Consider the following 25,721-nt stretch of genomic DNA (forward strand, 5'->3'; position numbering starts at 1 on the left):
TGGCCAGGCATCCAGAATGGTCCGCGACGTCCGGCTGACGGCCGGCGCCGCAACCCTCACAGGAAGAACATCATGCGTATCAGAATGGCGCTCGGCATCTGGCTGCTGGGCATTACCTTGGCATGGTTGGCGGTCGCGCCCTTCGATCCCGGCGTGCTGCCCCTCGTCGACCCGCAGGGCGCCGCGTCGGGCGGGTGGCGATTGCGCCAGCATGCCTTGTACCTTTCCGGACTGTGGAGCATTGGCCTGATGTGCCTGGCAATGCTGCTGTCGCTGCGCCTGCCTTGGCTGGAGCGTCCGCTGGGCGGCATGGACCAGGTGTATCGACTGCACAAGTGGGCCGGCATCGGCGCGGCCGTCACCGCCCTCCTGCACTGGGGCGCCAAGGAATCCAGCGGCGCGATCAAGGCATTGTGGGGAACCGCCGGCAGGTCCGGCCGCGATGCCGTGCTGCCTTGGCTTGCCGACTTCCGCGGCCTGGCCAAGGACCTGGGCGAATGGGCTTTTTACCTCCTGCTGGCCATGATGGCGCTGACGCTGCTGACCCGGCTGTTGTCCTACAGGCCCTGGCGGCTCCTGCACCGTGCCATGCCGCTTCTGTTCCTGGCGCTGGCGTTTCATACGGTGGCGCTGATGCCCCTGGACTTCTGGTCCTTGCCCCTGGGCCTGCTCATGGGCGCCCTGCTGTTGCTGGGCAGCGCCGCAGCATTGTGGTCGCTGGCGGGCTGGATCGGCCGGTCTCGCCGCCATGCGGGCCGCATCCAGTCGGTGCGCGTCCTGGGCGACGGCAGCGAGCGCGCGCCGGTCGAAGTGATCTGCGCCCTGTCTTCCCGCTGGCCGGGGCATCGCGCCGGGCAATTCGCGTTCGTGCGCTTTGACCGCAGCGAAGGCGCGCATCCCTTCACCATCGCCAGCGCGCCCGGCAGCCTGGGCACCAGCGAACAGGGCGAGCCCCTGCTGCGTCTGATCATCAAGCCGCTGGGCGACTACACCCGCAGTCTGGGCCAACGCCTGCGGGCAGGCCAGCATGTGGATATCGAAGGCCCCTATGGCCGCTTCGACGGCCAGGGCGGCCGCGGCCGCCGGCAGGTATGGGTCGCGGGCGGCGCAGGCGTGACGCCGTTCCTCTCGCTGCTCGAAGCGCGCCAGCCCGGCGTCGAACCCTCCCGCAGCCGTGCGTTGCCAGCGCACTTGCATTACTGCACCCGCGACGCCGCCGACGATCCGCTGTTGCCGCGCGTGCGCAGCCTGTGCGAACGCGCCCGGCCGCCGGTGGCGCTCACCGTGCACGACGACGCGCAGGGCCAGCGCCTGACGCCCCAGGCGCTGGAGGCCGGCGCGGCCGGGCCGCTGGACATCTGGTTCTGCGGCCCCCGGGGCCTGGGCGACGCGCTGCATGCCCACGCGCGCGGGCCGCGTCCCTGGCGGCTGCACCGCGAATCGTTCGCGATGCGTTGAACCGGAAATATCGCACACGGCATAAGCCGGCTTCGCGCTGCCTCCTCCCACGGCCCATCGGGCGCAGCGTTGCGCCCGGCGGGCCGGTGTCACGTCCATGCAATACCCCGGTGCGCTAATACGGCGCCAATGGCCGGACAGCGGCGCCCGCGCCGCTGCCGGTCCATCCCTACATTCCGGCAATCCGCAGCGATGCCGTCTCACCGGGCGACTCTCGACATGGACCGCAGAAAATTCCTCAAATGGGGTAGCTTCCTTACCGTCTCCACCGCCACCGCCGGCCTGGCGGGCTGCGGCGGCAGCGACGATGACGATGACGGCAACGCAGGCCCGAGCCCCGGCCCGGTCGACCCGGCGCGCTATCAGTACCCACAGGGCGTCGCGTCGGGCGACCCCAGGCCCGACAGCATCGTGCTCTGGACCCGCGTCATCGGCGAAAGCGCCGCGGCGGTGCCCGTGCGGGTGCAATTGGCACGCGACGAGGGCTTCTCGCAGCTGCTGGTCGATGCCGCCGTCAGCGCGGAACCCGAGTGGGACCACACGGTGCGCCACAAAGTCACCGGCCTGGACGCCGGCGCCAACTACTACTACCGCTTCGTGGCCGGCGCCAGCGCCAGCCCGGTGGGCCGCACCCGCACCGCGCCGGCCGAGAATGCCGCCGTCGAGCAATTGAAGTTCGCCTTCATCTCGTGCCAGGACTGGAGCGTGAACCACTGGGCGGCATTTGAAGAACTGGCGGCCCAGGACCTGGATTTCGTGGTGCATCTTGGCGACTACGTCTACGAAACCGTCAAGGCCGGATTCCAGAACGGCGCGGTGGAAAGCGCGCATGCGCCGCTGGCCCTGCCTGACGGCACGGCGCGCGCCGACGGGGCGGTCTACGCAACCACGCTGGCCGACTACCGGACCCTCTATCGCAGCTATCGCTCCGACCCGCGGCTGCAGGCCTTGCACGCACGCTTCCCCATCATCGCCATCTGGGACGACCACGAGTTCTCGGACGACTGCTGGCAGGACCGCCAGACCTATGCCGCCGCGGAAGACGAAATACACAATACCTCGCGCCGCCGCAGCGCCAGCCAGGCCTGGTTCGAATTCATGCCCGCCGACGTCGCGCTGGACATTGCGAACCCGTCTTTCGAGAACATCCGGATCTACCGGGACTTCCGCTTCGGCAGCCTGGCCACGCTGTTGATGACCGACGAGCGGCTGTATCGCGCCGACCACGTCATTCCCGAACAGCAGATAGGCAGCGAGATCGGCAGCCGCTACTTCGTGCCCAAGCGTGCGCTGTCGCAGGTGGAGGCGCAGAAGATGGCCGCCGCGGGCGGCCTGTTGAGCCCCGTCTCCATATTGGGGGATTCACAGCGCGACTGGTGGAAAACCCAGCTGCGCGCCAGTACCACGGCCTGGAATCTGTGGGGCAACGAAGTGTCGCTGTTGCGCATGCAATTCGATGGCGCGCAAGCGGTGGCCGGGCTGCTCGCCCAGGGCCTGGCGACAGCCCAGCCCGTGCTCGCTCCGCTGGTTCCCTCCATGGCGCAAGCGCTGGCGCAGGACCTGAAGGGCGCCGACCACGCGAGCGGCAAGCCCGTAACCGCCTACCCCACGCTCTCTGCCCTGTTGTCCGCCCAGGCCTCGATTCCTCCCGCCGCGTTCGCGGCCCAGATCAAGCCTGCCCTGGATGCGCAGTTGCCGCCATCGCTGCTGCTGGACGAATACCTGCTCAATGCCGACCAGTGGGATGGCTACAACGCGGAACGCAAAGACCTGATGGCTTTCGTGCGCGATACGGGGGTGCGCAACCTGGTGGCGCTGACCGGAGACATCCATGCCTTCTTCGCCGGCAGCGTGATGGACGACTACGATGCTGCGGCGCCAGAGCCGGTGATGGTCGACCTTGTGACGGCCGGCATTTCCAGCAATTCGTTCTTCAGCTACTTCAAGAACGTGGTCGACACGGATCCCAGCTTCGCGCCTGCCCGGCCGCTTGTCTATACCGAGCCCGATGGCGCCGTCCTGAACACCTTCAACAACACCTTGAAGCAGTTCAACGGCGATTGGCTGCGCTATGCCGATACGGATGCGCAGGGATTCGCGGTGGTGACGCTGACCCCGGGCGAATTGCGCTGTGTCTTCAACAAGCTCAAGCCGCTGGCGGGCAACCAAGCGCCGGCCTTGCCTGCCGTGGCCACGCAAACGGTACTGACCGTGGCGTCGGGCTCGCCCGCGGTGACCGTCGCAGGGTAAGCACGCCCGGTCCTGGCCGGCCCGCCGTCTGCTGCCGCTCAGGCGCGCTTGAGCGGCAGCAGACGGCGGTATCCCTCGGGCAGCGAATGCTGTGCGTGGTCTTGCGCGGCGCCGGCCAGCCGCGCCGCGACCTCGGCTGGAAACGGCTTGGCGCGGCGCGTTTCCAGGTCGACGTGCAGGGACAATTGCTCCATGGTGGAGGCCAGATAGCCGTCGCGCGCCTGTATCAATTCCATCAGGCAGAGCAGCCTCTTGTCGTCCGCTTCCAGCAGGCGAAGGCGCAGCTCCAGCGGGTCGCCCGCCAGCACCTCGCGCAGATAGGCGACGTGAATGTTCATCGTGTAGATACCGCAGCGCGTCTGGCGGGTATAGTCCGCGCCGACGCCGTAGCGGCCCAGCAGCTCGAAGCCGTGGCGGTCGAACACACCCACGTAGTGGGCGGCATTCATGTGGCCGTACTCGTCGATCCAGTCGGGTTTGACGGCCAGGGACATCGCTGGAAGTGCGGGCATGATGGTCAGCTTGGGTTGCGGACCTGCAAGCATACCTTTGTGGCGCGGTTGACGCCTGCCTAGCGCAGCTTTTGCTCGTAAAGATCCTGCGCCGCCCCGAGCGAGGCGCGCATGCCGTAAATCGTGCCGCCGCTGCCGCGGCTGAACCAGAGCTCGTACTGCCACATGCCCTCCACGAAGACACGGCAAATCGTCCAGCCAGGCGGCCCCTGCCAGTAGTACTCGTCCCGCTGCGTCCATTCCACGTCAGCCATGCTCCGTCCCCTATCGGCTGAAATCAGACCGAATCGCGTTGTATTGAGGGATGAAATATACTGTGTTTTTATACAGTATATTAGGCTGGCCGTGAACACCCGATGTACCGCCGGCGCAGCAGGCGCACAAGCGGCCTGCCCCGCGCCAGGCCGTCGGGCAGGACACAAACATCGGACCTGCTTACATCTTTATCAGTGTGGCCTATACACCAAAGGATTAGGCCACTCTAGAATCGGCTCACTATGCTTTCGACTGAGCAGGAGCCATCATGGATCACCCCACCGCCAAGCAATTTCTCACTGCCGCGATCTGCTGTCTGTTCCTGGCCGGCAACGCCCTGGCCGCCCCTCCTGAAGGAAAAGGCAAGCCCGACAATGCGGGCCAGGGCCAAGGCAACGGTAAGGGCAACAGCGGCGGCAATGGCTCGGGCAAAGGCAACAGTTCCGGCAAGGGCAATAGCGGCAACGGCGGTTCGTCCAAAGGCGGCGGAAACGATGCCGGCGACGTCAATGTGACGCTTCGCTACGCCGGCATCACCATCACCACCGCCAGGGGCTACGCGCAGGAATATGGGTTGTCGGGCTACGGTTCGCTGCCGCCGGGAATCCGCAAGAACCTTGCTCGCGGCAAGCCCCTGCCTCCGGGGATCGCCAAAAAGATGGTCCCGGGCCCCATGCTGGCACGCCTTCCTGTCTATCCTGGCTACGAATGGAGAGTTGCCGGTTCCGATCTCATTCTCGTAGCGGTCGCTACGGCGATCGTCGCCGACGTGCTTTTTGACGTTTTTGATTAACGCGCGGGTTCGGCGTCCCGGCGCTTTTAAAACACACGCCGGGCGATATTGGCCGCGACGCGGCAATAAAATGGATTAACACGTGGCAAGCGGCGCGTCCTGCCGTTTCAGTTCGGCATTTTCATCCCAGAACATGCCAATATTCCGGCTCGCTTGCGAACCTGGCACGCGCCTATCGACTGGGCCTCGGCTTCTACTGCCGTCAGTTTGCAGCGAAAACAAAAAAGCCGCTAAGTCAGTAACTTAGCGGCTTTCTTTTTGCCGTGCTTGACAGCACTTTGCAGGAATTTGGTAGGCGGTATTGGAATCGAACCAACGACCTCCACGATGTCAACGTGGCGCTCTAACCAGCTGAGCTAACCGCCTGCAAAGAAGAAGAATTATATAGTGCTTTTTTGAACTGTGCAAATCGTCTTGGAAGACTTTTTGCAGATTTCATTTCGTTCAAAGCGCCTTGGCCAACGTGCTTTATTTGCCGCCTGGCTGCGCCAAATGGCTTTCGCCGATGGCCGCTCCGAATCGCTTCTGCACTACTCAGTGCTGCTTATTCATCAGCACCGCTTCGCTCTTCAGTTTCGCGTCTGCGGCTTGCACCGCAGCAACGAAGAACGAGATTCTATCAGAACTTTTTATTCCTTGCTCGACTTCGACCCCACTACTGACATCGACGCCCCAAGGCTGCAGCAATTGCACGGCCTGGCCGACGTTTTCGGCGTTCAGGCCGCCGGACAAAATCAACGGGCGCGACATAGAATCGGCCTTCACGTCATCGAGCAGCGCGTAATCAAAACCGTGTCCGCTGCCGCCATAACCCGCGCTGTAACTGTCGAACAGCCAGCCCGCCGCTTCACCGTAGGCACGGCAGGTCGACGCCAGGTTTTCCGCGGTTTCCAGGCCAGGCGCGCCGGCCCGGAAGGCGCGCAGGAAGCGATGGCCGTAATGGGCGCAATCCTGCGGCGTCTCGTCGCCGTGGAACTGCAGCAGCTCCGGCCCGACCTGATCCAGCACGGTCTGCACTTCGTCCTGCGCCGGGTTCACGAACAACGCCACGACGTCGACGAAAGCCGGCACCATGCGGCGCAACTGCGCGGCGCGCAGCGGCGTCAGGCACCGCTTGCTCTTGGCGTAAAAAACAAAACCGATCGCATCGACGCCCGCCGCGACGGCGGCGTCGATATCCTGTTCGCGGGTCAATCCGCAGATCTTGATGCGTGTGCGCATGGAACTCATCACTTGCTTCGTCGCTCGACGCGACGGGTTGAATCAGTATATCCGGGGCGCGCGGCGCGCCTAGGCGGCCGGCTGCCCCAGGGTCGCCACGAGGTTGTCGAAGCTGCCCTCGGCCAGGCGGAACCACGGAACTTCCTTGTCGCGAAACGCCACCATGCTCTCGTAGAGTTTCTTGAACATTGGATCCTTCGCGCTCATCTCTTTATAGGCGGCGAGTGACGCTTCGTAGCTTGCCTGCAGGACCGGCTTTGGGAACGCCTTCAGTTGCGCGCCGCGCGACACCAGGCGACGCAGCGCGTCCGGATTGCCGGCGTCGTACTTGGCGATCATATTGCTCGTCGCCATGCGGCACGCGAGCGCAAGCGCGGACTGGTACGGCTTGGGCAGCTCGTCGTAGGCGTCCTGGTTCACGTAGAGCGACAACTGCAGGGTGCCCGCCCACCAGCCCGGGAAGTAGTAGTTCTTGGCCACCTTGTAGAGGGCCAGGCTTTCGTCGTCATACGGGCCGATCCAGGCCACCGCGTCCACGATGCCTTGTTCGAGCGCGGCGTAGGTTTCCGCAACCGGCACCGGGACGGGCGTCGCGCCCAGCCGCGCCAGCACGTGGCTGGCGAATCCGCCCGCCTTCACTTTCAGGCCGCGCAAATCGTCGACGGTCTTGATTTCGCCGCGGAACCAGCCGCCCATCTGGGCGCCGGTATAGCCGCAGGGAAAGTTCAGGATGTTGTACTTGTCGAACAGTACGCGTGTAAGCGCCTGGCCTTCGCCCTGCGTCATCCATGCGTTCATCTGCCGCGTATTCAGGCCGAACGGCACGCCGGCATCGAAGCAAAGCGCCGGGTCGGTATCGAAGTATCGGGTGGACGCCGTGTGGCCGCAGTCGACGACGCGGTACTGCACGGCCTCGAGCACCTGCCCCGGCTGCACCAGGTCGCCGGCGGGGTATATCTCGATACTGAAACGTCCATCGGTGACTTCGGCCACATAGCGGGCGACGTCCTCCGCGCCGGCAAACAGCGTGGGAGATTCATTGGGAAAACTGGAGGCCAATCTCCATGCGACCGTGGGGGCTTCCTGCGCGAAAACCGGGGCCGCCAGGGTGGCGCCGCCGGCGGCGGCGCCCAGGGCGGTCTGCTTCAAAAACGCGCGGCGTCGCATGGCAAAGGCCCTCCATCGTGCGCGGAAAGGTGTCGCCGTTGCCGGCGGCTTCCCTAGTATGTTTGAGTAAACGGCGACAGCAACTGCGATCCGCCGTCGAGTTCGTGCAGTCCGAACGCCTCGGGGTAATCAATGGCGGACAGGTAAAGCCCGTCGGGCGCGAACGTCGGCGCGCCAAGTTTGCGGTCGCGCCACGACAGGAGTTGCGCCATCCAGTCGACGGATTCCCTGCCCTGCCCGACCTGCAGTAGCGCTCCCATGATATTGCGTACCATGTGATGCAGGAAGGCATTCGCCTTCAGCGTAAACACCAGGAACGGACCGCGCTCTTCGATATCCAGCCGGTGCAGGTGGCGCACCGGATGCTTGGCCTGGCATTGCGACGAACGGAAGCTGGAAAAATCATGCTCGCCCAGCAAGGCGCTGGCCGCGGCGCGCATGGCATCCACGTCCAGCGGCTGGAAACACCAGCCCGCGCGGCCCGCCCACAGCGCCGGCCGCACCCGGCCGCGCCACAGCAGATAGACATAGGTACGGGCGCGCGCCGAAAACCGCGCGTGAAAATCATCCGATACCTGCTGCGCCCACTGAACGGAAATACTGGACGGCAGGAAAGCGTTCACACCCCGCACCCAGGACTCCATGCGCCGGTCCAACTCGGTATCCAGGTGGATCACCTGCATGGCGCCATGCACGCCGGTATCCGTGCGGCCCGCGCAAATCGTGGGCACGGAATCCGCTACGCCGCAAAAACGTCCCAGAGCGGCCTCCAGCGTATCCTGCACCGTCTGCCGATGCGGCTGCGTCTGCCAACCCTGCCAAGCGGAGCCGTCATACGCCAGCCCCAATGCAACTCTAGACATGTATCAAACCCGTGGACCGCCGACCCGGCGCGGTTCGTCCGTGGGCGGTTCGTCCAGGTCGAGATTGATGCTATTGAGCTTGCGGTTCAGCGCTGCCGTGTCCAACGCTGGCTCGTTAAATTCGTAGGTCTCCTCGTCGTCGTCTCCGCGCCTGGCGCCGGCCCTGCGCAACAGCCAGGCGATGGCAAACGCGATCAGCGCCAGCACGGCGGTGACGATAACGAGCAGATTGTCGGCCAGCCAGGCTGGCATGTTCGATTCGATGCCTTTGTTCGGCGGCGTGCCGGCGGGCTTGTCCGGCGAGTCGGCGCCCGGTGTGCCTGTTGCGCCCGGTGTGCCTGCCGCGCCCGGTGTGCCTGCTGTGCCCGGCGTACCTGCTGCACCCGGCGTGCCTGCTGCGCCCGGCGTGCCGGTTGCGCCCGGCGTGCCTGTTGCGCCCGGAGTGCCTGTTGCACCCGGCGTGCCTGCTGCGCCCGGCGTGCCTGCTGCGCCCGGTGTGCCTGTTGCGCCCGAGGTGCCCGCTGCTCCGGGCGTGCCTGCTGCGCCCGGCGTGCCTGCTGCGCCCGGCGTGCCTGCTGCGCCCGGCGTGCCTGCTGCGCCCGGTGTACCTGTTGCGCCCGGCGTGCCTGTTGCGCCCGGCGTGCCTGTTGCGCCCGGTGTGCCTGCTGCGCCCGGCGTGCCTGTTGCGCCCGGCGTGCCTGTTGCGCCCGGTGTGCCTGCTGCGCCCGGCGTGCCTGCTGCGCCCGGCGTGCCTGCTGCGCCCGGTGTGCCTGTTGCGCCCGGTGTGCCTGTTGCGCCCGAGGTGCCCGCTGCTCCGGGCGTGCCCGTTGCTCCTTGAGCGCCCGATGCGCCAGCGGCGCCCTGCTGCCCGACCGCCTTGTTCAAATCATCGACGTTGCTCTGCAACTGATCGACCCGCCCCTGGACGTCGGCCATGGCGCGCTCGTTGGAGGTCCGGGCGTCGGCCTGCGCTTCGGCCTGGGCCGCCGCGCTGCCCTGCGCCAGGCCGGCGGAAAGGCGTACACGGTCCTGAGGCGGCGTTGCCGTGGCGACGCCGCCATTGTCGTCGGGGCGGGCAACGCTACCCGACGCTCCGCCCTGCCCCTGGACCACGGAGGGATTCGCGGCGGACGCCGCGCCGATCCGCGAGCGGTATTTGGCGAAGGCCTCGGCGTGCTCGTTGAAGATTCGGCGCGCCTCGGCCGGATCCACGGCGCGCACGGTGGCCGCGTCCGGAATCGACAGCTTCTTTCCTGCGCGCACCAGATTCATGTTGTTCTGGATGAACGCTTCGGGATTGGCGCGCCACAGCGCCACCAGCATCTGGTAGACGGATGCATTGGGCACGGCATTGCGTTGCGCGATGGAGAAGAGATTGTCGCCAGACTTCACATTGACCGACCGGCCGCTGGCGGCACGGGACGGCGCGCCGACCGAGGCGGGCGCCACTTCGGCGCTGGTGCCGCGCAACGGCACCAGGATGCTGACCTGCACCTGCCGCTGCCCGGCGCTGGAGCTGATGTCCAGCAGCAGGTCCACCGCGCCGCTGGCGGGCGGTTGCGCGGCCCGCACGCGCAAGTTCTTGCGCGTGGCGTCCATGCCGTCCTCGATACGCACCACCATGCTGGCCAGGGGCACCGGCGGCTTCAGGCCCGCGCGCTGCCACGCGGCTTCGTCCGCCACCGATACCTTCAGCGACGACACTTCGTCAGGGGTCAGTTCCTGCAATCCCACCACCGCCTGCAGCGGCGCGCCCGGCACGGAAACCACCCGCGAATGCCCCACGCGCATGGCCATCGCCGAACCGCACACGCTTGAGCCAATCGCCAACGCAATCGCCCACTGCAGGGCTTTCAAACGGCGGGCATGCTTCACTTGGCGCGAACGCTGGGTCATAAGCTGGAATTCCGTTCTTGTAGTCGAATTACGGGCTGGCGCCCATTCACGCCAAACGGGCGTGAACCGGCACCAATTCACGGGAAAAGTGTAATGGATCAAGCGCATTTCACAAACCTGAAAGGCGCGCCGGCGTTCGCTGGCATGCGTATCCGCCACACATCGCCGGACTCTCGCAAACGGCAAGGGCACCCGAAGGTGCCCCTGCTTGCCTTGCCAGCATGACCGGACTGCGCCCCGCGCCGCCCGTCAGGGCATCAGGCTTCGGCCAGCGCGATGCGCAGCATGCGGCGCAGCGGCTCCGCGGCGCCCCACAGCAATTGGTCGCCCACGGTGAAAGCGCCTAGGTACTGCGAACCCATCGACAGCTTGCGCAGACGGCCCACCGGAATGTCGAGCGTGCCGGTCACGGCAACAGGGGTCAGCGCGGCAACGGTGGCTTCCTTGGTGTTCGGCACCACCTTGGCCCATTGCGTGCCCTGGGCGATCAGCGCCTCGATCTCGTCCAGCGGCAGATCGCGTTTGAGCTTGATGGTCAGCGCCTGGCTGTGGCAGCGCATGGCGCCGATGCGCACGCACAGGCCGTCGATCGGCGTGGCGGGCGTGCCGAAGGCGGCGCCGCGGCCGAGAATCTTGTTGGTCTCGACTTCGCCCTTCCATTCTTCCTTGGACATCCCGTCGCCCAGGTCCTTGTCGATCCAGGGAATCAGGTTGCCGCCCAGCGGCACGCCGAAATGCTCGTGGGGCAGCGCCGGATCCTTTTGCTTGGCCAGCACACCGCGGTCGATTTCGAGGATGGCCGACGCGGGGTCGTCCAGCAGCGGCTTGACCGACTGGTTGATCTCGCCGAACTGGGTCAGCAGCTCGCGCATGTGCTGAGCGCCACCGCCCGAGGCTGCCTGGTACGTCATGGTCGTCATCCATTCGACCAGATCGTTGTTGAACAGGCCGGCCAGGCCCATCAGCATGCAGCTGACCGTGCAGTTACCGCCGACGAAGTTGCGCACGCCACGCTTGAGCGCCGCGTCGATGACCGGGCGGTTGACCGGGTCCAGCACGATGATGGCGTCGTCGGCCATGCGCAGCGTGCTCGCCGCGTCGATCCAGATGCCGTTCCAGCCCGCGCCGCGCAGCTTCGGATAGATCTCGGACGTGTAGTCGCCACCTTGCGCCGTCACGATGATCGGCAGTTTTTTCAGAGCATCAATATCGTAGGCGTCCTGCAGCGGGCCCGCGCCGTCCGCCCAAGTGGGCGCAGCGCCGCCAGCATTGCTGGTGGAGAAGAAAACCGGTTCGATCAGTGCGAAGTCGTTCTCGTCGCGCATGCGTTGCATGAGCACCGAGCCGACCATACCGCGCCAGCCGACAAGGCCTACTGCTTGATTCATTTCAATCGCTCTTTAAAGGTGGAGACAAGGTCCGGGGGAAGAAAAAGCCGTGCAATTCAACAATTTATCAGAATGCACGGAGAGATGTTGCGGCGCAGCTAGAAAAAATAGGGGCCACAATGGGCGCGAGCGGCTTTCGCGGCGCCTCGACAACAGGAAAAACAAAGGGCCGTCCGCTGGACGGCCCTTGCCGGAAGCGGACTGGATCAGGCCAGGGCTTTCAGGACCGCGTCGCCCATTTCAGCCGTGCCGACCTTGGTCGTGCCCGGCTCGAATATGTCGGCGGTGCGCAGCCCATCGGCCAGCACGCGGCGCACGGCGGCTTCGATGCGGTCGGCCTGGGGCGCCAGGTTCAGCGAATAGCGCAGCAGCATGGCGGCGGACAGAATCGTGGCCAGGGGGTTGGCGATGCCCTTGCCCGCGATGTCGGGCGCCGAACCGTGGCTGGGCTCGTACAGGCCCTGGCCGCCGGCGTTCAGCGAGGCCGACGGCAGCATGCCGATCGAGCCGGTCAACATGGCCGCTTCGTCCGACAGGATGTCGCCGAAGAGGTTGCCGGTCACGATGACGTCGAACTGGCGCGGGTTGCGCACCAGCTGCATGGCGGCGTTGTCCACGTACATGTGCGACAGCTCCACGTCGGGATAGTCGCGCGCGACTTCAATGACGACGTCCCGCCAGAACTGCGAGGTTTCCAGCACGTTCGCCTTGTCCACGCTGCACAGCTTCTTGTTGCGCTTGCGGGCCGATTCGAAGCCAATGCGCGCGATGCGGCGTACTTCCGATTCGGCATAGCGCATGGTGTCGTAGCCTTCGCGCTCGCCCTCGAAGGCGCCATCGGGCGACGAGCGCACGCCGCGCGGCGTGCCGAAATAGATGTCGCCAGTCAGTTCGCGGATGATCAGGATATCCAGGCCGGACACGATCTCGGGCTTCAGCGACGACGCGCTGGCCAGCTCGGGATACAAGATGGCCGGACGCAGGTTGGCGAACAGGCCCAGCGCCTTGCGCAGGCCCAGGATGGCCTGTTCCGGGCGGAATTCGCGCGGCAGGCTGTCGTACTTCCAGTCGCCCACGGCGCCGAACAGCACGGCGTGCGATTCCTTGGCAAGCTTCAGCGTGGCCGGCGGCAGCGGGTGCTCGAAGGCGTCGAACGCCGCGCCGCCCACGGGCGCTTCCTTGATGTCGACGGAGACGTCCAGCGCCTTCAGGACGCGCACGGCCTGTTCGACGATTTCCGGGCCGATGCCGTCACCCGGCAAGACTGCGATGTTGTGAGTCATACGAAAACGATCCTGTAATCGAAAAAATAAAGGCGTCAGACGATCGGACGGCTTTCCAGCCACGGATGGCGGGCCAGGCGCTCGGCCTCGAACGCGCGGATCTTGTCGGATTGGCGCAGGGTCAGGCCGATATCGTCGAATCCGTTGAGCAGGCAGTACTTGCGGAACGGTTCGATATCGAAGCCCATCGCGCGGCCGTCCGCCGCCACCACGACCTGCTGATCAAGGTCGATGCGCAGCTTGTAGCCGGGGAAGGCCTTCACTTCGTCGAACAGGCGCGACACTTCCAGCTCGGACAGCACGATGGGCAGCAGGCCGTTCTTGAAGCTGTTGTTGAAGAAGATGTCCGCGTAGGACGGCGCGATGATGGCGCGGAAGCCGAACTGCGTCAGCGCCCACGGCGCGTGCTCACGGCTGGAGCCGCAGCCGAAGTTCTTGCGCGCCAACAGCACCGAAGCGCCCTGGTAGCGGGACTGGTTCAGCACGAAGTCCGGGTTCAGCGGACGCTTGCTGTTGTCCATGCCCGGTTCGCCGTGGTCCAGGTAGCGCAATTCGTCGAAAAGATTCGGCCCGAAGCCGGTGCGCTTGATGGACTTGAGGAACTGCTTGGGAATGATGAGGTCCGTGTCGACGTTTTCGCGATCGAGCGGGGCCACCAGGCCTTCGTGAGTGGTGAATGCTTGCATGATGTCGGTACTCGGTGCTTAACGCTTAACGGAACGTGCGGACGTCGACGAAGTGGCCGGCGACCGCGGCGGCGGCGGCCATGGCCGGGCTCACCAGGTGCGTGCGCCCGCCCTGCCCCTGGCGGCCTTCGAAGTTGCGGTTCGAGGTGGAAGCGCAACGCTCGCCGGGTTCGAGGCGGTCGGCATTCATGGCCAGGCACATGGAACAGCCCGGCTCGCGCCATTCGAAGCCGGCCTCGATGAAGATCTTGTCCAGCCCTTCGCGCTCGGCCTGCTGCTTGACCAGGCCCGAGCCCGGCACCACCATGGCCTGGCGCACGTTGGACGCCACGTGCTTGCCGCGCGCCACGGCGGCGGCGGCGCGCAGGTCTTCGATGCGGGAATTGGTGCAGGAGCCGATGAACACCCGGTCCACCCGGATATCGGTCAGCGGCGTATTGGGCTTCAGGCCCATATATTGCAGGGCGCGCTCCATGCCGCTGCGGCGCACGTCGTCTTTTTCGCGATCGGGGTCCGGCACGCGGGAATCCACCGGCAGCACCATTTCCGGGGACGTTCCCCAGGTGACTTGCGGCTTGATATCGCGGGCGTTGACTTCCACGACCGAGTCGAACTTGGCGCCCTCGTCGGTATGCAGCGTGCGCCAGTAGCCGACCGCCTGGTCCCAGAGCACGCCCGCGGGCGAGAAGGGACGGCCGCGGAAGTATTCGATGGTCTTGTCGTCCACCGCCACCATGCCGGAACGGGCGCCGGCCTCGATGGCCATGTTGCAGACCGTCATGCGGCCTTCCACCGACAGGCCGCGGATCGTGCTGCCGGCGAACTCGATGGCGTGGCCCGTGCCGCCGGCCGTGCCGATGATGCCGATGATGTGCAGGACCACGTCCTTGGCCGTACAGCCGAAGGGCAGTTCGCCTTCGACCTTGATCAGCATGCTCTTGGCTTTCTTCATGAGCAGCGTCTGGGTGGCCAGCACGTGCTCGACTTCGGACGTGCCGATGCCGAAGGCCAGCGCGCCCAGCGCACCGTGCGTGCTGGTATGCGAATCGCCGCAAACCACGGTCATGCCGGGCAGGGTCGCGCCCTGCTCCGGGCCGATCACGTGCACGATGCCCTGGCGCAGGTCATTCATGCGGAATTCGGTAATGCCGTACTTGTCGCAGTTGGCGTCCAGCGTATCCACTTGCAGGCGCGAGATCGGATCGTCGATACCCTGTGCACGGTTCAGCGTGGGCACGTTGTGATCAGCCACCGCCAGATTGGCGCCAGTGCGCCACGGCTTGCGGCCGGCGATCGCCAGGCCTTCGAACGCCTGCGGGCTGGTGACTTCATGCACCAGGTGGCGATCTATATAGAGCAGACAGGTGCCGTCTGATTCCTGGTGGACGACGTGGGCGTCCCAGAGTTTGTCGTAAAGGGTTTGGGCCATGGATGCGCTCTGCAAATAGACAATCCGGCTCGTGCCTCGCGCGGTTGAAAGCAAAACGCTCCCGCGCCGGCCACTGCGGCATGAAGGAATTATGCACAGGGTCTGAACCTAGTACAACCACACCACATATACCAGTACCACCACTACCATGCTAGGCCGCGGACGCGGCCCCGAACGATCCTGTTTCAAGCCCGCGCCGCAAGCCTGCAGCGAATGTATTCACAGATACAAATTGGGGCCTGAAATTAGATACAAAATTATCAAAACGATATAATCACGCAACGCTGTAGCAATGCTATTTACGAAATAAAACGAAATAAATGGCATAAAAGCCGCATTAAATCAGCATATTAAAGCGAATCAGAGCGAAGTTCGTGCAAATTCAATTGAATTAAGAGATGATGCGCGACGAAATTCAAATAATGGCCTCGGAAATCTCATCAAGAATTAACAAATATTGACTCGTCAAAACTGACATTTCCACACAATATTCGGCCATTCATTCTCAACTCGACTCGCGAATAATCACTATGGCTTCGTTTTTGCTCAAAAGCACGACTTCGGTCCTTGCCCTGGCATTCGTTCCAGCGGCATTTGCTCAGTCTTCCGCTCCGGCTGCGACACAGCCCGCAGTCACGATGAACCAGATCGTCGAACAGACGTTACTCGGCAATCCGGAAATCCAGGCCAAGTACCATGATTTCCAGGCGTCGCTGGAAGGCCAGAACGTCGCGCGCGCTGCATTCTTCCCGCAGATCAACGCGCAAGGCTATGTGGGTCGCGAGTACCGCCGCAATGTGCCTGGCGTGGGTTCGCAGGACTGGAGCCGCCCTGGTTACAGCGTCGAGTTGCGTCAGTTGATTTTTGACGGCTTCCGCACGAGCAATGACGTCAAGCAGACCGGCTTCGACAAGCTGGCGAAGTTCTACGACCTGCTGGCCACGAGCGACACCACGGCGCTGGCTGCCGCGCAGGCCTACATCGACCTGCAGCGCTACCGCGACATGGAATTGCTGGCGCGCCAGAACTATTCCCTGCACGAGGAAACGCTCAAGCAGATCAATGAGCGCGCCGAATCGGGCGTGGGCCGCCGGGTCGACCTGGAACAGGCGGGCGGACGCCTGGCCCTGGCCCAGACCAACCTGATGACCGAGACCGCCAACCTGCTGGACGTGCAACAGCGCTTCCAGCGCGTGACCGGCGCCCTGCCCCCCGAATCGATGCAACCGCCGCCCGACATCAGCGGCAAGCTGCCGGTCAAGCCGGGTGACTTCAATCAGTCGCTGCGCCGCAACCCCAGCTTCCTGTCCAAGCAGGCCGGCCTGCAGGCGGCGGAAGCCGGCGTGGCATCGTCCAAGGGCGCGTTCTCTCCGAAATTCGAGTTCGTGGCCTCGACGGGCCGCGACCAGAACGACCCGACGCCTCAGAACCGCGACATCCAGAGCTCCAGCGTTCAGCTCGTCATGAGCTACAACCTGTACCGCGGCGGCGCCGATTCCGCCCGGGTGCGCCAGACCGCCGCGCAGTCCTATGCCGCGCGCGATATCCGCGACTACACCTGCCGCAATGTGCAGCAGGACCTGGCCGTCGCCTGGAACAACGTTGTCAGCCTGAACCAGAAGCTGCCTTTCCTGCGCGACCACGAAGTGGCCACCACGAAGGTGCGCGAAGCCTACCGCCAGCAATTCCAGATCGGCCAGCGGTCGCTGCTGGACTTGCTCGACACCGAAAACGAACTGTTCGAATCGCGCCGCGCCCTGACCAACGCGCTGTATGACCTGCAGATCGCGCAGTACCGCTGGCTGGCCCTGTCGCACGCCCTGCTGCCCGCCCTGGCGCTGCAGCCCGCGCGCAACGAAATGCCCGAGGAAAACGGCAAGCTGGTGGTATCCGACGACGTGATCAAGCTCTGCAACTCGACGGTTCCCGACACGGCCCGCCTGGCCCCCGTGCGCGTGCAATACAACGAAGGCGCGCTGCCCCCCACGCTCATCCCCATGAACGCGCCCAGCGCCAAGCCCTGAGCGCCCTCAAGCGCAAGGAGACCCCATGCCGAAACAGGGCAAAGACTTCTCGCAGTTGGACGCGGACTTCGTCCGCGTTCTGGAAGACCTGATCGACGCACTGATCGCCAATGGCACCTTGCGCATGACAGACCTGCCGATACAGGCGCAACAGAAACTCACCCAGCGCAAGCAACAGCGCGCGCGGCTCTCGGAACACCTGGACCTGCTGGATGACGAAGATGGACAAGTTATCTGAATTGGCCGCCCGGGAGTGGCGCGCGGATGCGCGCGCCGCGCACGATGATCCGCTGCTGGATTGCCTGGTTGAAATCACCCGGCTGCATGGTGTCACGGCCACGGCCCAGGCCTTGTCCTCGGGCCTGCCGTTGGAAGAACACCGGCTGACTCCCGCCCTGCTGCCGCGCGCGGCAGCGCGCGCGCAATTATCCGCGCGCGTGGTCAAACGCGCGCTGGACAGCATCTCGCAGGACCTCCTGCCCGCCATCCTGCTGCTGCACGGCGAACGCGCCTGCCTGCTGCTGAAGAAAGACGGCGGCAAGTATGTCGTCAGCCACCCCGAGCTGGGCGGCAGCTCGATCGAAATGTCCCCCGAGGAGCTCGCCGCGCAGTACACCGGGCTGGTGTGCTTCGTGCGCCCGCAGTTCCGCTTCGACGCGCGCGCGCCCGAAGTCGCCAAGGTGCGCCAGCGCCACTGGTTCTGGGCCGCGATCATGGAAAACCGGCGGCTGTACCGAGACGCGCTGATCGCCGCCCTGCTGATCAACGTCTTCGCGATGGCGATGCCGCTATTCACGATGAACGTCTATGACCGCGTCGTGCCCAACAATGCCATCGAAACGCTCTGGGTGCTGGCCATCGGCATCACTCTGGTCGTGATCTTCAACATGATCCTCGGCACGGCTCGCGCGCATGTGGTGGACAGCGCCAGCAAGCGGGTCGACGTGCGCCTGTCGGCGCAGATCATGGAACGGGTGCTGGACCTGCGGCTGGAGGGCCGGCCGGTCTCGGTCGGCTCCTTCGCCGCCAATCTCCGTTCTTTCGAATCCATCCGAGATTTCATCGCCTCGGCCACGATCACCACGCTGGTCGACCTGCCGTTCATCCTGTTGTTCCTGCTCGCGCTGGCCTGGATATCTCCGTGGATGATCCTGCCGCCGCTGGTCGCCATCGTGCTGATCCTGCTGGTATCGCTTGCGGCGCAGGCGCGCATGGAATCGCTGACGATGGCGACGTTCCAGGCCTCGTCGCAGCGCAACGCGACCCTGGTGGAGGCGCTGACCGGCCTGGAAGCCGTCAAGACTCTCAACGCCCAGGGCTCCATCCAGCGCAACTGGGAACGCGCCACTGAATTCATCGCCCTGACAGGCGGCAAGCTCAAGCTGATCTCGTCCTCCACCGTCGGTTTCGTCCAGGCCATCCAGCAGATGGTCTCGATCTCCGTGGTGATCATCGGCGTGTACCAGGCGCAGGAATCCGCCATTTCCATGGGCGGCATCATTGCCGCGTCCATGATCGCGGGCCGCTGCCTAGCGCCCCTGGGCCAGGTGGCTGGCTTGCTGATGCAGTACCAGAACGCCCGCACCTCGCTAGGCTCGATCGACAACTATATGAAGCTGCCGGTGGAGCGCCCCGCCGAGGCCGAGTTCCTGCATCGCCCCGTCTTTCACGGCGGGATCGAATTCCGCGACGTGAGCTTCACCTATCCGGGCGCCGCGCAGCCGGCGCTGAAGAAGGTATCGTTCAAGCTCAAGCCCGGTGAAAAGGTCGGGGTCATCGGCCGCATCGGGTCGGGCAAGACCACCCTGGAAAAGCTGGCGCTGGCGCTCTACCAGCCCACCGAAGGCGCGGTCCTGCTGGACGGCATCGACGTGCGCCAGATCGATCCGGCCGATGTGCGCCGGGCCATCGGCCACGTGCCGCAGGATCCGCTGCTCTTCTACGGCAGCCTGAAGCACAACCTGGCCATGGGCGCGCCCTACGCCGACGACGCCAGCATCCTGGCGGCGGCCAACCTGGCCGGCGTCTCCGATTTCGCCAATCTGCACCCCAACGGGTTCGACATGGTGATCGGCGAGCGCGGCGAGTCCCTGTCGGGCGGCCAGCGCCAGTCGGTGGCCGTGGCGCGGGCCCTGATCAACGATCCGCCCATCCTGCTGCTGGACGAGCCCAGCAGCAACATGGACCACCAGAGCGAAGCCCAGCTGCGCAAGCGCCTGGGCGAGGCCAGCGAGACCAAGACGATCCTGCTGGTCACGCACCGCACCGCGCTGCTGGATCTGGTCGACCGGCTGATCGTGATCGATAACGGCCATATCGTGGCCGACGGCCCCAAGGAACAAGTCGTCGAAGCCCTGCGTCAGGGACGCGTTGGACGCGGAGGCTGAGGTCGCCATGCTGAACAACCCAGCCGAAACCAGGCACGGCCTGTTTGGAACCCTGTGGCGCAAGCTGCGCGGCGTCTTCGTGTTCTTTTTCGATCGCCTGCTCGACGGCACCGAAAAGGGCAAGCCCCAGCACCGCTCCGACTACGTCGGCAACGCGGAATGGGTCATTCATGAATCGCAGGCCAGGGGCTCGCGCATCCTGCTGTGGGTGAGCCTGCTGGCCACCGGCGGGCTGCTGGTCTGGGCCGGCACCGGCAGCATCGACGAAGTCGTCCGGGGCGAAGGCAAGGTCGTGCCGTCGCGCCAGGTCCAGGTCATCCAGAGCCTGGACGGCGGCATCGTCGAGGAAATCCTGGTCCGACCCGGGCAGGAAGTCGAGGCCGGCGAGATCCTGCTGAAGATCGACTCTACCCGCTTCGCGTCGTCGCTGGGCGAGAACAATGCCGAATACCTGTCCCTGCTCGCCCGCGCGGCCCGCCTGAAGGCGCTGGCCACGGGCGACCCCTTCGTCGCGCCCGAAGAGGCGCTCGCGCAGGCGCCCGGCATGGTGGAAATGGAACGCAACGCGTGGCAGGCGCGCACCACCGAATTGAACGCCACCGTCAACGTTGCCCGCGAGCAGCTCAAGCAACGCCAGGAAGACCTGCGCGAAACCATCGCCAAGCGCGATCAGGCCGCCACCAGCTGCGGCCTGACGTCGCGCGAATTGCAAGTGACCCGCCCGCTGCTCAAGAGCGGCGCAGTCTCCGAAGTGGACCTGCTGCGCCTGCAGCGCGACGTGGCCCGCTATTGCGGCGAACAGAAAGGCGCGGAAGCCCAGATCGACCGCTTCCAGGCGTCCATCAAGGAAGCGGAAAGCAAGATCCAGGAAGCCGAGCTCAACATCCGCAACCAGGCCCGCAACGAGCTGTCCGAAACCAACACCAAGCTGTCGACCCTGCGCCAAGGCAAGCTGGCGCTGGTCGATCGCGTCAAGCTGGCCGAAGTCCGCGCGCCGGTGCGCGGCACCGTCAAGACGCTGTTCAACAACACCGTCGGCGGCGTGGTGCAGCCGGGCAAGGACATCATCGAGATCGTGCCCAAGGACGACACCCTGCTGCTCGAGGTGCGCATCCTACCGCGCGACATCGGCTTCCTGCACGCCGACCAGGAGGCGGAAGTGAAATTCACCGCCTACGACTTCGCCATCTACGGCGGCCTGAAAGGCAAGGTGGAACAGATCGGCGCGGACACCGTGACCGACGAGAAAGGCAATTCCTACTATGTGGTGCGCGTCCGCACGGACCGCAGCACGGTAGGCGACAAACTGTTGCCCATCATCCCCGGGATGGTGGCGGAGGTTCATATCCTGACTGGCAAGCGCACGGTATTGCAGTACCTGCTCAAGCCGATACTGCGCGCCAAGGCGAATGCCTTTACCGAACGTTAAAGGAGGGCTGCAAGGCTTTATGAAACCCGTTCCCGTCCTGTTGATTACGCACGACGACCTGTTGTGGCAGCATTGGCGCGCGCTGGACCCGGCGCGCTGGCTGGCAGCCCGCGGCCGCGGATTGGCCGACCTGCAGCGCTGGCGCGAACAGGGCCGTGCGCTGGCGGTGCTGGACACCGGCCTGCCTCGGCTGCCCTCCTGGCAGGATCCCATCTGGGCCACTACCCTGGCGGACATGCACGTGGTCGTCGCCAGCCCCAGCCCGAACGACGAAGAAGGCACCCGGGCGCTGGGCGCCGGCGCCCATGGCTATTGCCACGGCTATGCGCCCGCCGCGTCGCTGTCGCAAACGCTGGAAGTCGTGGCGTCGGGCGGCATCTGGATGGGCAGGTCCCTGGTGTCGCGGCTGCTCAAACTGGTTGCCGAACGCGCCCAGGACACGCAGTCCTGGGATGGCGGCCTGCTGACCGACCGCGAGATCACGGTCGCGCGCTATGCGGCCAACGGCCAGGCCAACGCGCCGATCGCGGAGGCGCTAGGCATTACCGAGCGCACGGTCAAGGCCCATCTATCGGCCGTTTTCGAGAAGCTGGGCGTCACGGACCGCCTGCAGCTCGCCTTGCTCGTCCACGGCATTTCTGCCCCCGCCGACAACCGGATGAAAATTACCTCCTGATACTGTCCTTGAGGACAATATCCCGCGCCGGCGGCGCCATCTAGTATCTGGCCATCTTGGATAACTCCCTGAAACGGAACCAACATGGCCAACACCACACCTGCAGTCGTCAACGAAATCACGGGTCGCGCGTGGATACGCAATAGCGACGGCTCTTTGACCGAACTGCATCAGGGCAGCAAAGTCCCCGCAGGCAGCGACGTCGTCACTGCCTCGGGCGGCACGGTGTCCCTCCAGGTGGGTGACGGCATGCCGATCGTCATCGGCGAAGGCCGCGAAGTCGCGGTGAATGGCGACATCGGCGGCCCTCTGGCCGATCCGTCCGAAGCCGCGGTGGCGCCTCCCAGCAGCACCGACTCCGACCGCCTCCTGGCCGCCCTGCGCGACGGCCGCGACCCGTTCGACGAATTGGACCCCACCGCCGCCATCGTGGCCGGCGGCGGCGATGCCGGCGGCAGCAGCTTCGTGCGCCTTGCCCGCATCCTTGAAACCACCAGCCCGCTGGACCTGGCCTACCCGAACCCGGCCCGCGCCAACGACGACCTGCCCCGCATGTCCGCCACCGGCGCCGGCGACGACGACGACGATGCGGCCGTCACCCCGACCACCGTCAACAATGCGCCCAATGCGCTGGACGACGCGGGCCGCGGCGACCAGAACAGCCTGGTGCGCGGCAACCTGCTGCTCAACGACTCGGACCCCGACGGCGACCCGCTGGCGATCACCTCGATCAGCGGCCGCCCGATGACGCCTGGCGGCGTTACGGTCACCGGCAGCAACGGCGGCACCTTCACCGTCCAGCCGGACGGCAGCTACGTCTTCAACCCGGGCGGAAACTACACTCACCTGGCCGAAGGCGAGACGACGACCACCACCATTTCGTACACGATCACGGATCCCAGTGGCGCCACCTCGACCGCGACCGCGGTCGTGACGGTTACCGGCACCAATGACGGCCCCGTGTCGACCTCCATCTCGGACACGAGCGGTATCGACGCCGAAGCGGGCGTGAGCTACGACGTCTCCGGCCACTTCTCGGATCCGGACACCAGCGACAAGCTCACCTATACCGCCACCGGCCTGCCGCCCGGCCTGAGCATCGACCCGAACACGGGCCTCATTACCGGCACCATCGACCACTCGGCCTCGCAAGGCGGAAACAACGGCGTCTACACCGTCACCGTCACGGCCACGGACCCCTCCGGCGCAACCACCTCCCAGAACTTCGACTGGGACGTGACCAACCCGGCCCCCACCGCCGCCGACGACGCCGGCACCACCGACGAAAACACCACCCTGACTGTCGACGCCCAGAACGGCGTGCTGTCCAACGACAACGATCCGGACGGCGATACGCTCTCCGTCTCGCAGGTCAACGGCAATCCGGCCGGCGTGGGTTCGGCCGTGACCGGCTCCAACGGCGGCACCTTCACCCTGAACGCCGACGGTTCCTACACCTTCAATCCGGGTTCGACCTTCCAGAACCTGGCCGCCGGCCAGACGGCGACCACTTCCATCACCTACGTCGTCTCCGACGGCGAAGGCGGCACCAGCACGGCCACCCTGACCGTTGAAATCACCGGCACCAACGACACGCCCATCCTGACCCCGGACGTGACGCTGGACAACCAGAACAGCAACGACGGCCAGACCATCGCCCCGATCGACATTTCCGGTCAGTTCAGCGACGTGGACGACGGCGACGTACTGACGTACTCGGCCAACGGCCTGCCGCCGGGCCTGACCCTCGACCCGGCCACCGGCATCATTTCGGGCACGCTGGACCGCTCCGCCTCGCAAGGCGGCGCCGACGGCGTCTACACCGTTACCATCACCGCCACCGACAAGAGCGGCGCCACCGTTACGCAGGACTTCTCCTGGGACGTCAAGAACCCGGTGCCGACCGCCGTCGCCGACAACGGCGCGACCGACGAAGACACCTCGCTCAACGTCAGCGCCCAGAACGGCGTGCTGGCCAATGACACCGATCCGGACGGCGACACGCTGTCGGTCTCCCAGGTCAACGGCAACGCGGCCAACGTGGGCAATGCCATCGCCGGCTCCAACGGCGGCACGTTCACGCTGAACGCCGACGGCTCCTACACCTTTAACCCGGGCTCGGACTACCAGAGCCTGGCGGCGGGCGAGAAGACCACCAGCTCGGTCACCTACACCGTCTCCGACGGCGAAGGCGGCACCAGCACGACCACGCTGACGGTCGAGATCACCGGCACCAACGATACGCCCACGGCCATCGCGCTGGACAACCAGAACAACATGGATGGCGACGTCGTCGACTACAACCTGTCCACGTTCTTCAGCGACGTAGACAACGGCGACGTACTGACCTATTCCGTCGACCACGTGCCGGGCGGCCTGTCGTTCGACCCGGCCACGGGCACCTTCACCGGCCAGTTCGCCAACTGGGCGTCCGACCATACCAATACGGGCGTGAAGGGCGAATACCTGATCACCGTGACGGCCACCGACAAGTCCGGCGCCTCCGTCTCGCAGACCTTCCTGTGGAAGGTGGGCAACCCCGAACCGGTCGCCGCCAACGACACCGGCAACACGGGCGAAGACAATATCCTGATCGTCGATCACCGCACCGAAGGCGTGCTGGGCAACGACAACGATCCGGACGGCGACGCGATCTCCGTCTCGCACGTCAATGGCAACGCAGCCGGCGTAGGCACGGCCGTGACCGGCTCCAACGGCGGCACTTTCACGTTGAGCGCCGACGGCACCTACACCTTCAACCCGGGCTCGGCCTTCCAGTACCTGGCCGCCGGCCAGACCGCGACCACCTCCATCACGTACACGGTGTCCGACGCCCAAGGCGCAACGGATACGGCCACGCTGGTCATTACGGTCACCGGCAGCAACGACGGCCCGATCCTCACGCCGGACGTCATCCTCAGCGATCTGAGCAGCAATGACAGCGACGTCATTACCTCCGTCGACATCGCCAAGCAGTTCCAGGACGTCGACGCGGGCGATACCCTGACCTACAGCGCCACCGGCCTGCCGCCGGGACTGACGCTCGATCCCGTCACCGGCCTCATCTCCGGCAAGATCGACTCTTCGGCCTCCCAGGGCGGCCACAACGGCATCTACGACGTCGTCGTCACCGCCACCGACTCGTCGGGCGCCAAGGTCAGCCAGACCTTCGAATGGGACGTCAAGAACCCCGCGCCGAAGGCCGTCGACGACAATGGCGCCACGGACGAGGAAACCTCCCTTACGGTCGACGCCCAGAACGGCGTGCTGAACAACGATAGCGACCCCGACGGCGACACCATCAAGGTTTCGCAGGTCAACGGCAACGACGCGGACGTCGGCAAGCCGATAGCCGGTTCGCACGGCGGCACGTTCACCCTGAACGCCGATGGGTCCTACTCGTTCAACCCGGGCAGCGACTTCCAGTATCTGAACGACAACCAGTCCGCCACCACCTCGATCACTTATACGGTCACCGACGCGGACGGCGCCAAGACCACCGCCACGCTGACCGTGACCGTGACCGGCCAGACGGATGCCCCGCCGGTCATCACCCCGGAAGACAGCGACGGCAACGTCACCGGCGCGCACAACAGCGTGGTCGAAGGCACCGGCGACACCGTGACGGGTTCCATCACTGTCTCCGCGGAAGCCGGCATCGCCGGCGTCACCGTGGGCGGCCTGGACATCACCGGCGCCACGGCCGCCGATCCGGTCGTCATCACCACCGGCAAGGGGGTGCTCAGCATCACCGGCTACGATGCCGCCACCGGCACCATCACCTACGCCTACCAGGAGACCGGCGGCGCCGACGACCACAGCGCGGGCGATGACTCCGTGCGTGACCTCTTCCAGGTCTCGGTCAAGGACCTGGCCGGCCAGACCCACAGCGATGACCTGGTCATCCAGATCATCGACACCGTCCCCGAAGCCAAGGACGACAACGGCGGTACGGTCACCGAAGATGCAGCTGTGGATACCCTCAGCGGCAACGTCGTGGACAA

The 25,721-nt window shown here is 65.4% G+C and carries 19 protein-coding genes and 1 tRNA gene; 9 read left to right on the top strand and 11 right to left on the bottom strand.

The features are described 5' to 3' along the window. The first annotated feature begins 72 nt into the window (after positions 1-72). Positions 73-1,458, top strand: coding sequence for a ferredoxin reductase family protein (locus AGI3411_RS28270; protein ID WP_129530628.1), 1,386 nt, complete (start codon positions 73-75; stop codon positions 1,456-1,458). 219 nt (positions 1,459-1,677) lie between these two features. Continuing rightward, complete coding sequence (locus AGI3411_RS28275; RefSeq protein ID WP_129530629.1) at positions 1,678-3,708, top strand: alkaline phosphatase D family protein; 2,031 nt, start codon at positions 1,678-1,680, stop codon at positions 3,706-3,708. A gap of 38 nt (positions 3,709-3,746) precedes the next feature. Here AGI3411_RS28275 and AGI3411_RS28280 read toward each other — a convergent pair whose 3' ends face one another. Then, positions 3,747-4,220 (bottom strand): thioesterase family protein, encoded by a 474-nt coding sequence (locus tag AGI3411_RS28280; protein WP_129530630.1) that lies wholly within the window; start codon positions 4,218-4,220, stop codon positions 3,747-3,749. Positions 4,221-4,279: 59 nt separating this feature from the next. Continuing rightward, positions 4,280-4,474, bottom strand: coding sequence for a hypothetical protein (locus tag AGI3411_RS28285; protein WP_129530631.1), 195 nt, complete (start codon positions 4,472-4,474; stop codon positions 4,280-4,282). A 269-nt stretch (positions 4,475-4,743) separates the two neighbouring features. Here AGI3411_RS28285 and AGI3411_RS28290 point away from each other — a divergent pair, with 269 nt between their 5' ends. Continuing rightward, complete coding sequence (locus AGI3411_RS28290) at positions 4,744-5,268, top strand: anti-virulence regulator CigR family protein (RefSeq protein WP_129530632.1); 525 nt, start codon at positions 4,744-4,746, stop codon at positions 5,266-5,268. 289 nt (positions 5,269-5,557) lie between these two features. Here AGI3411_RS28290 and AGI3411_RS28295 read toward each other — a convergent pair. From AGI3411_RS28295 to leuC, 9 genes are all read right to left on the bottom strand, one after another. After that, positions 5,558-5,634 (bottom strand) — tRNA-Val (locus tag AGI3411_RS28295). 168 nt (positions 5,635-5,802) lie between these two features. After that, positions 5,803-6,498, bottom strand: a complete 696-nt coding sequence (locus AGI3411_RS28300) for a phosphoribosylanthranilate isomerase (RefSeq protein WP_129530633.1) — start codon at positions 6,496-6,498, stop codon at positions 5,803-5,805. Between the two features lie 60 nt (positions 6,499-6,558). Further along, positions 6,559-7,656: a TRAP transporter substrate-binding protein gene (locus AGI3411_RS28305; protein WP_129530634.1), complete on the bottom strand. Its 1,098-nt coding sequence runs from the start codon at positions 7,654-7,656 to the stop codon at positions 6,559-6,561. A 53-nt stretch (positions 7,657-7,709) separates the two neighbouring features. Next, positions 7,710-8,519, bottom strand: a complete 810-nt coding sequence (gene truA / locus AGI3411_RS28310; RefSeq protein ID WP_129530635.1) for a tRNA pseudouridine(38-40) synthase TruA — start codon at positions 8,517-8,519, stop codon at positions 7,710-7,712. A 3-nt stretch (positions 8,520-8,522) separates the two neighbouring features. Then, positions 8,523-10,415 carry a type IV pilus assembly protein FimV gene (locus AGI3411_RS28315; protein WP_129530636.1) on the bottom strand — a complete coding sequence of 631 codons (1,893 nt, stop codon included), beginning with the start codon at positions 10,413-10,415 and terminating at the stop codon, positions 8,523-8,525. Positions 10,416-10,672: 257 nt separating this feature from the next. Next, a complete protein-coding gene (asd, locus tag AGI3411_RS28320; protein WP_043542661.1) occupies positions 10,673-11,803 on the bottom strand; it encodes an aspartate-semialdehyde dehydrogenase in 1,131 nt (376 codons plus the stop codon). A 206-nt stretch (positions 11,804-12,009) separates the two neighbouring features. Further along, positions 12,010-13,086, bottom strand: a complete 1,077-nt coding sequence (gene leuB / locus AGI3411_RS28325; RefSeq protein ID WP_129530637.1) for a 3-isopropylmalate dehydrogenase — start codon at positions 13,084-13,086, stop codon at positions 12,010-12,012. A gap of 35 nt (positions 13,087-13,121) precedes the next feature. Continuing rightward, the gene (gene leuD, locus AGI3411_RS28330; RefSeq protein WP_129530638.1) at positions 13,122-13,772 is read right to left on the bottom strand and encodes a 3-isopropylmalate dehydratase small subunit; all 651 of its coding nucleotides are present in this window, start codon (positions 13,770-13,772) and stop codon (positions 13,122-13,124) included. 25 nt (positions 13,773-13,797) lie between these two features. Beyond that, a complete protein-coding gene (gene leuC, locus AGI3411_RS28335; protein ID WP_129530639.1) occupies positions 13,798-15,201 on the bottom strand; it encodes a 3-isopropylmalate dehydratase large subunit in 1,404 nt (467 codons plus the stop codon). Between the two features lie 530 nt (positions 15,202-15,731). Here leuC and AGI3411_RS28340 point away from each other — a divergent pair. The 6 genes from AGI3411_RS28340 to AGI3411_RS28365 all read left to right on the top strand — a co-directional run. Then, entirely contained in the window at positions 15,732-17,225 is a 1,494-nt protein-coding gene (locus tag AGI3411_RS28340) for a TolC family outer membrane protein (protein ID WP_129530640.1), read from the top strand. A 25-nt stretch (positions 17,226-17,250) separates the two neighbouring features. Beyond that, entirely contained in the window at positions 17,251-17,463 is a 213-nt protein-coding gene (locus tag AGI3411_RS28345; protein WP_043542665.1) for a hypothetical protein, read from the top strand. Beyond that, the gene (locus AGI3411_RS28350) at positions 17,447-19,612 is read left to right on the top strand and encodes a type I secretion system permease/ATPase (RefSeq protein ID WP_165359298.1); all 2,166 of its coding nucleotides are present in this window, start codon (positions 17,447-17,449) and stop codon (positions 19,610-19,612) included. Before AGI3411_RS28345 ends, AGI3411_RS28350 begins: the two co-directional genes overlap by 17 nt. Before the next feature lie 7 nt (positions 19,613-19,619). Then, positions 19,620-21,041, top strand: a complete 1,422-nt coding sequence (locus AGI3411_RS28355) for an HlyD family type I secretion periplasmic adaptor subunit (protein WP_129530642.1) — start codon at positions 19,620-19,622, stop codon at positions 21,039-21,041. A gap of 19 nt (positions 21,042-21,060) precedes the next feature. Continuing rightward, positions 21,061-21,717 (top strand): helix-turn-helix transcriptional regulator, encoded by a 657-nt coding sequence (locus tag AGI3411_RS28360; RefSeq protein ID WP_129530643.1) that lies wholly within the window; start codon positions 21,061-21,063, stop codon positions 21,715-21,717. Positions 21,718-21,801: 84 nt separating this feature from the next. Then, on the top strand, positions 21,802-25,721 hold a 3,920-nt coding region (locus AGI3411_RS28365), incomplete at its 3' end, for a retention module-containing protein (protein WP_129530644.1).

The organism is Achromobacter agilis, assembly GCF_900496965.1.
GTDB lineage: Bacteria > Pseudomonadota > Gammaproteobacteria > Burkholderiales > Burkholderiaceae_B > Achromobacter > Achromobacter agilis.

What these genes read in the sequence shown, in the direction of transcription:
- AGI3411_RS28270 (WP_129530628.1), top strand. Translation starts at nt 73, where the DNA reads ATGCGTATCAGAATGGCGCTCGGCATCTGGCTGCTGGGCATTACCTTG.
- AGI3411_RS28275 (WP_129530629.1), top strand. Translation starts at nt 1,678, where the DNA reads ATGGACCGCAGAAAATTCCTCAAATGGGGTAGCTTCCTTACCGTCTCC.
- AGI3411_RS28280 (WP_129530630.1), bottom strand. Translation starts at nt 4,220, where the DNA reads ATGCCCGCACTTCCAGCGATGTCCCTGGCCGTCAAACCCGACTGGATC.
- AGI3411_RS28285 (WP_129530631.1), bottom strand. Translation starts at nt 4,474, where the DNA reads ATGGCTGACGTGGAATGGACGCAGCGGGACGAGTACTACTGGCAGGGG.
- AGI3411_RS28290 (WP_129530632.1), top strand. Translation starts at nt 4,744, where the DNA reads ATGGATCACCCCACCGCCAAGCAATTTCTCACTGCCGCGATCTGCTGT.
- AGI3411_RS28300 (WP_129530633.1), bottom strand. Translation starts at nt 6,498, where the DNA reads ATGAGTTCCATGCGCACACGCATCAAGATCTGCGGATTGACCCGCGAA.
- AGI3411_RS28305 (WP_129530634.1), bottom strand. Translation starts at nt 7,656, where the DNA reads ATGCGACGCCGCGCGTTTTTGAAGCAGACCGCCCTGGGCGCCGCCGCC.
- truA (WP_129530635.1), bottom strand. Translation starts at nt 8,519, where the DNA reads ATGTCTAGAGTTGCATTGGGGCTGGCGTATGACGGCTCCGCTTGGCAG.
- AGI3411_RS28315 (WP_129530636.1), bottom strand. Translation starts at nt 10,415, where the DNA reads ATGACCCAGCGTTCGCGCCAAGTGAAGCATGCCCGCCGTTTGAAAGCC.
- asd (WP_043542661.1), bottom strand. Translation starts at nt 11,803, where the DNA reads ATGAATCAAGCAGTAGGCCTTGTCGGCTGGCGCGGTATGGTCGGCTCG.
- leuB (WP_129530637.1), bottom strand. Translation starts at nt 13,086, where the DNA reads ATGACTCACAACATCGCAGTCTTGCCGGGTGACGGCATCGGCCCGGAA.
- leuD (WP_129530638.1), bottom strand. Translation starts at nt 13,772, where the DNA reads ATGCAAGCATTCACCACTCACGAAGGCCTGGTGGCCCCGCTCGATCGC.
- leuC (WP_129530639.1), bottom strand. Translation starts at nt 15,201, where the DNA reads ATGGCCCAAACCCTTTACGACAAACTCTGGGACGCCCACGTCGTCCAC.
- AGI3411_RS28340 (WP_129530640.1), top strand. Translation starts at nt 15,732, where the DNA reads ATGGCTTCGTTTTTGCTCAAAAGCACGACTTCGGTCCTTGCCCTGGCA.
- AGI3411_RS28345 (WP_043542665.1), top strand. Translation starts at nt 17,251, where the DNA reads ATGCCGAAACAGGGCAAAGACTTCTCGCAGTTGGACGCGGACTTCGTC.
- AGI3411_RS28350 (WP_165359298.1), top strand. Translation starts at nt 17,447, where the DNA reads ATGGACAAGTTATCTGAATTGGCCGCCCGGGAGTGGCGCGCGGATGCG.
- AGI3411_RS28355 (WP_129530642.1), top strand. Translation starts at nt 19,620, where the DNA reads ATGCTGAACAACCCAGCCGAAACCAGGCACGGCCTGTTTGGAACCCTG.
- AGI3411_RS28360 (WP_129530643.1), top strand. Translation starts at nt 21,061, where the DNA reads ATGAAACCCGTTCCCGTCCTGTTGATTACGCACGACGACCTGTTGTGG.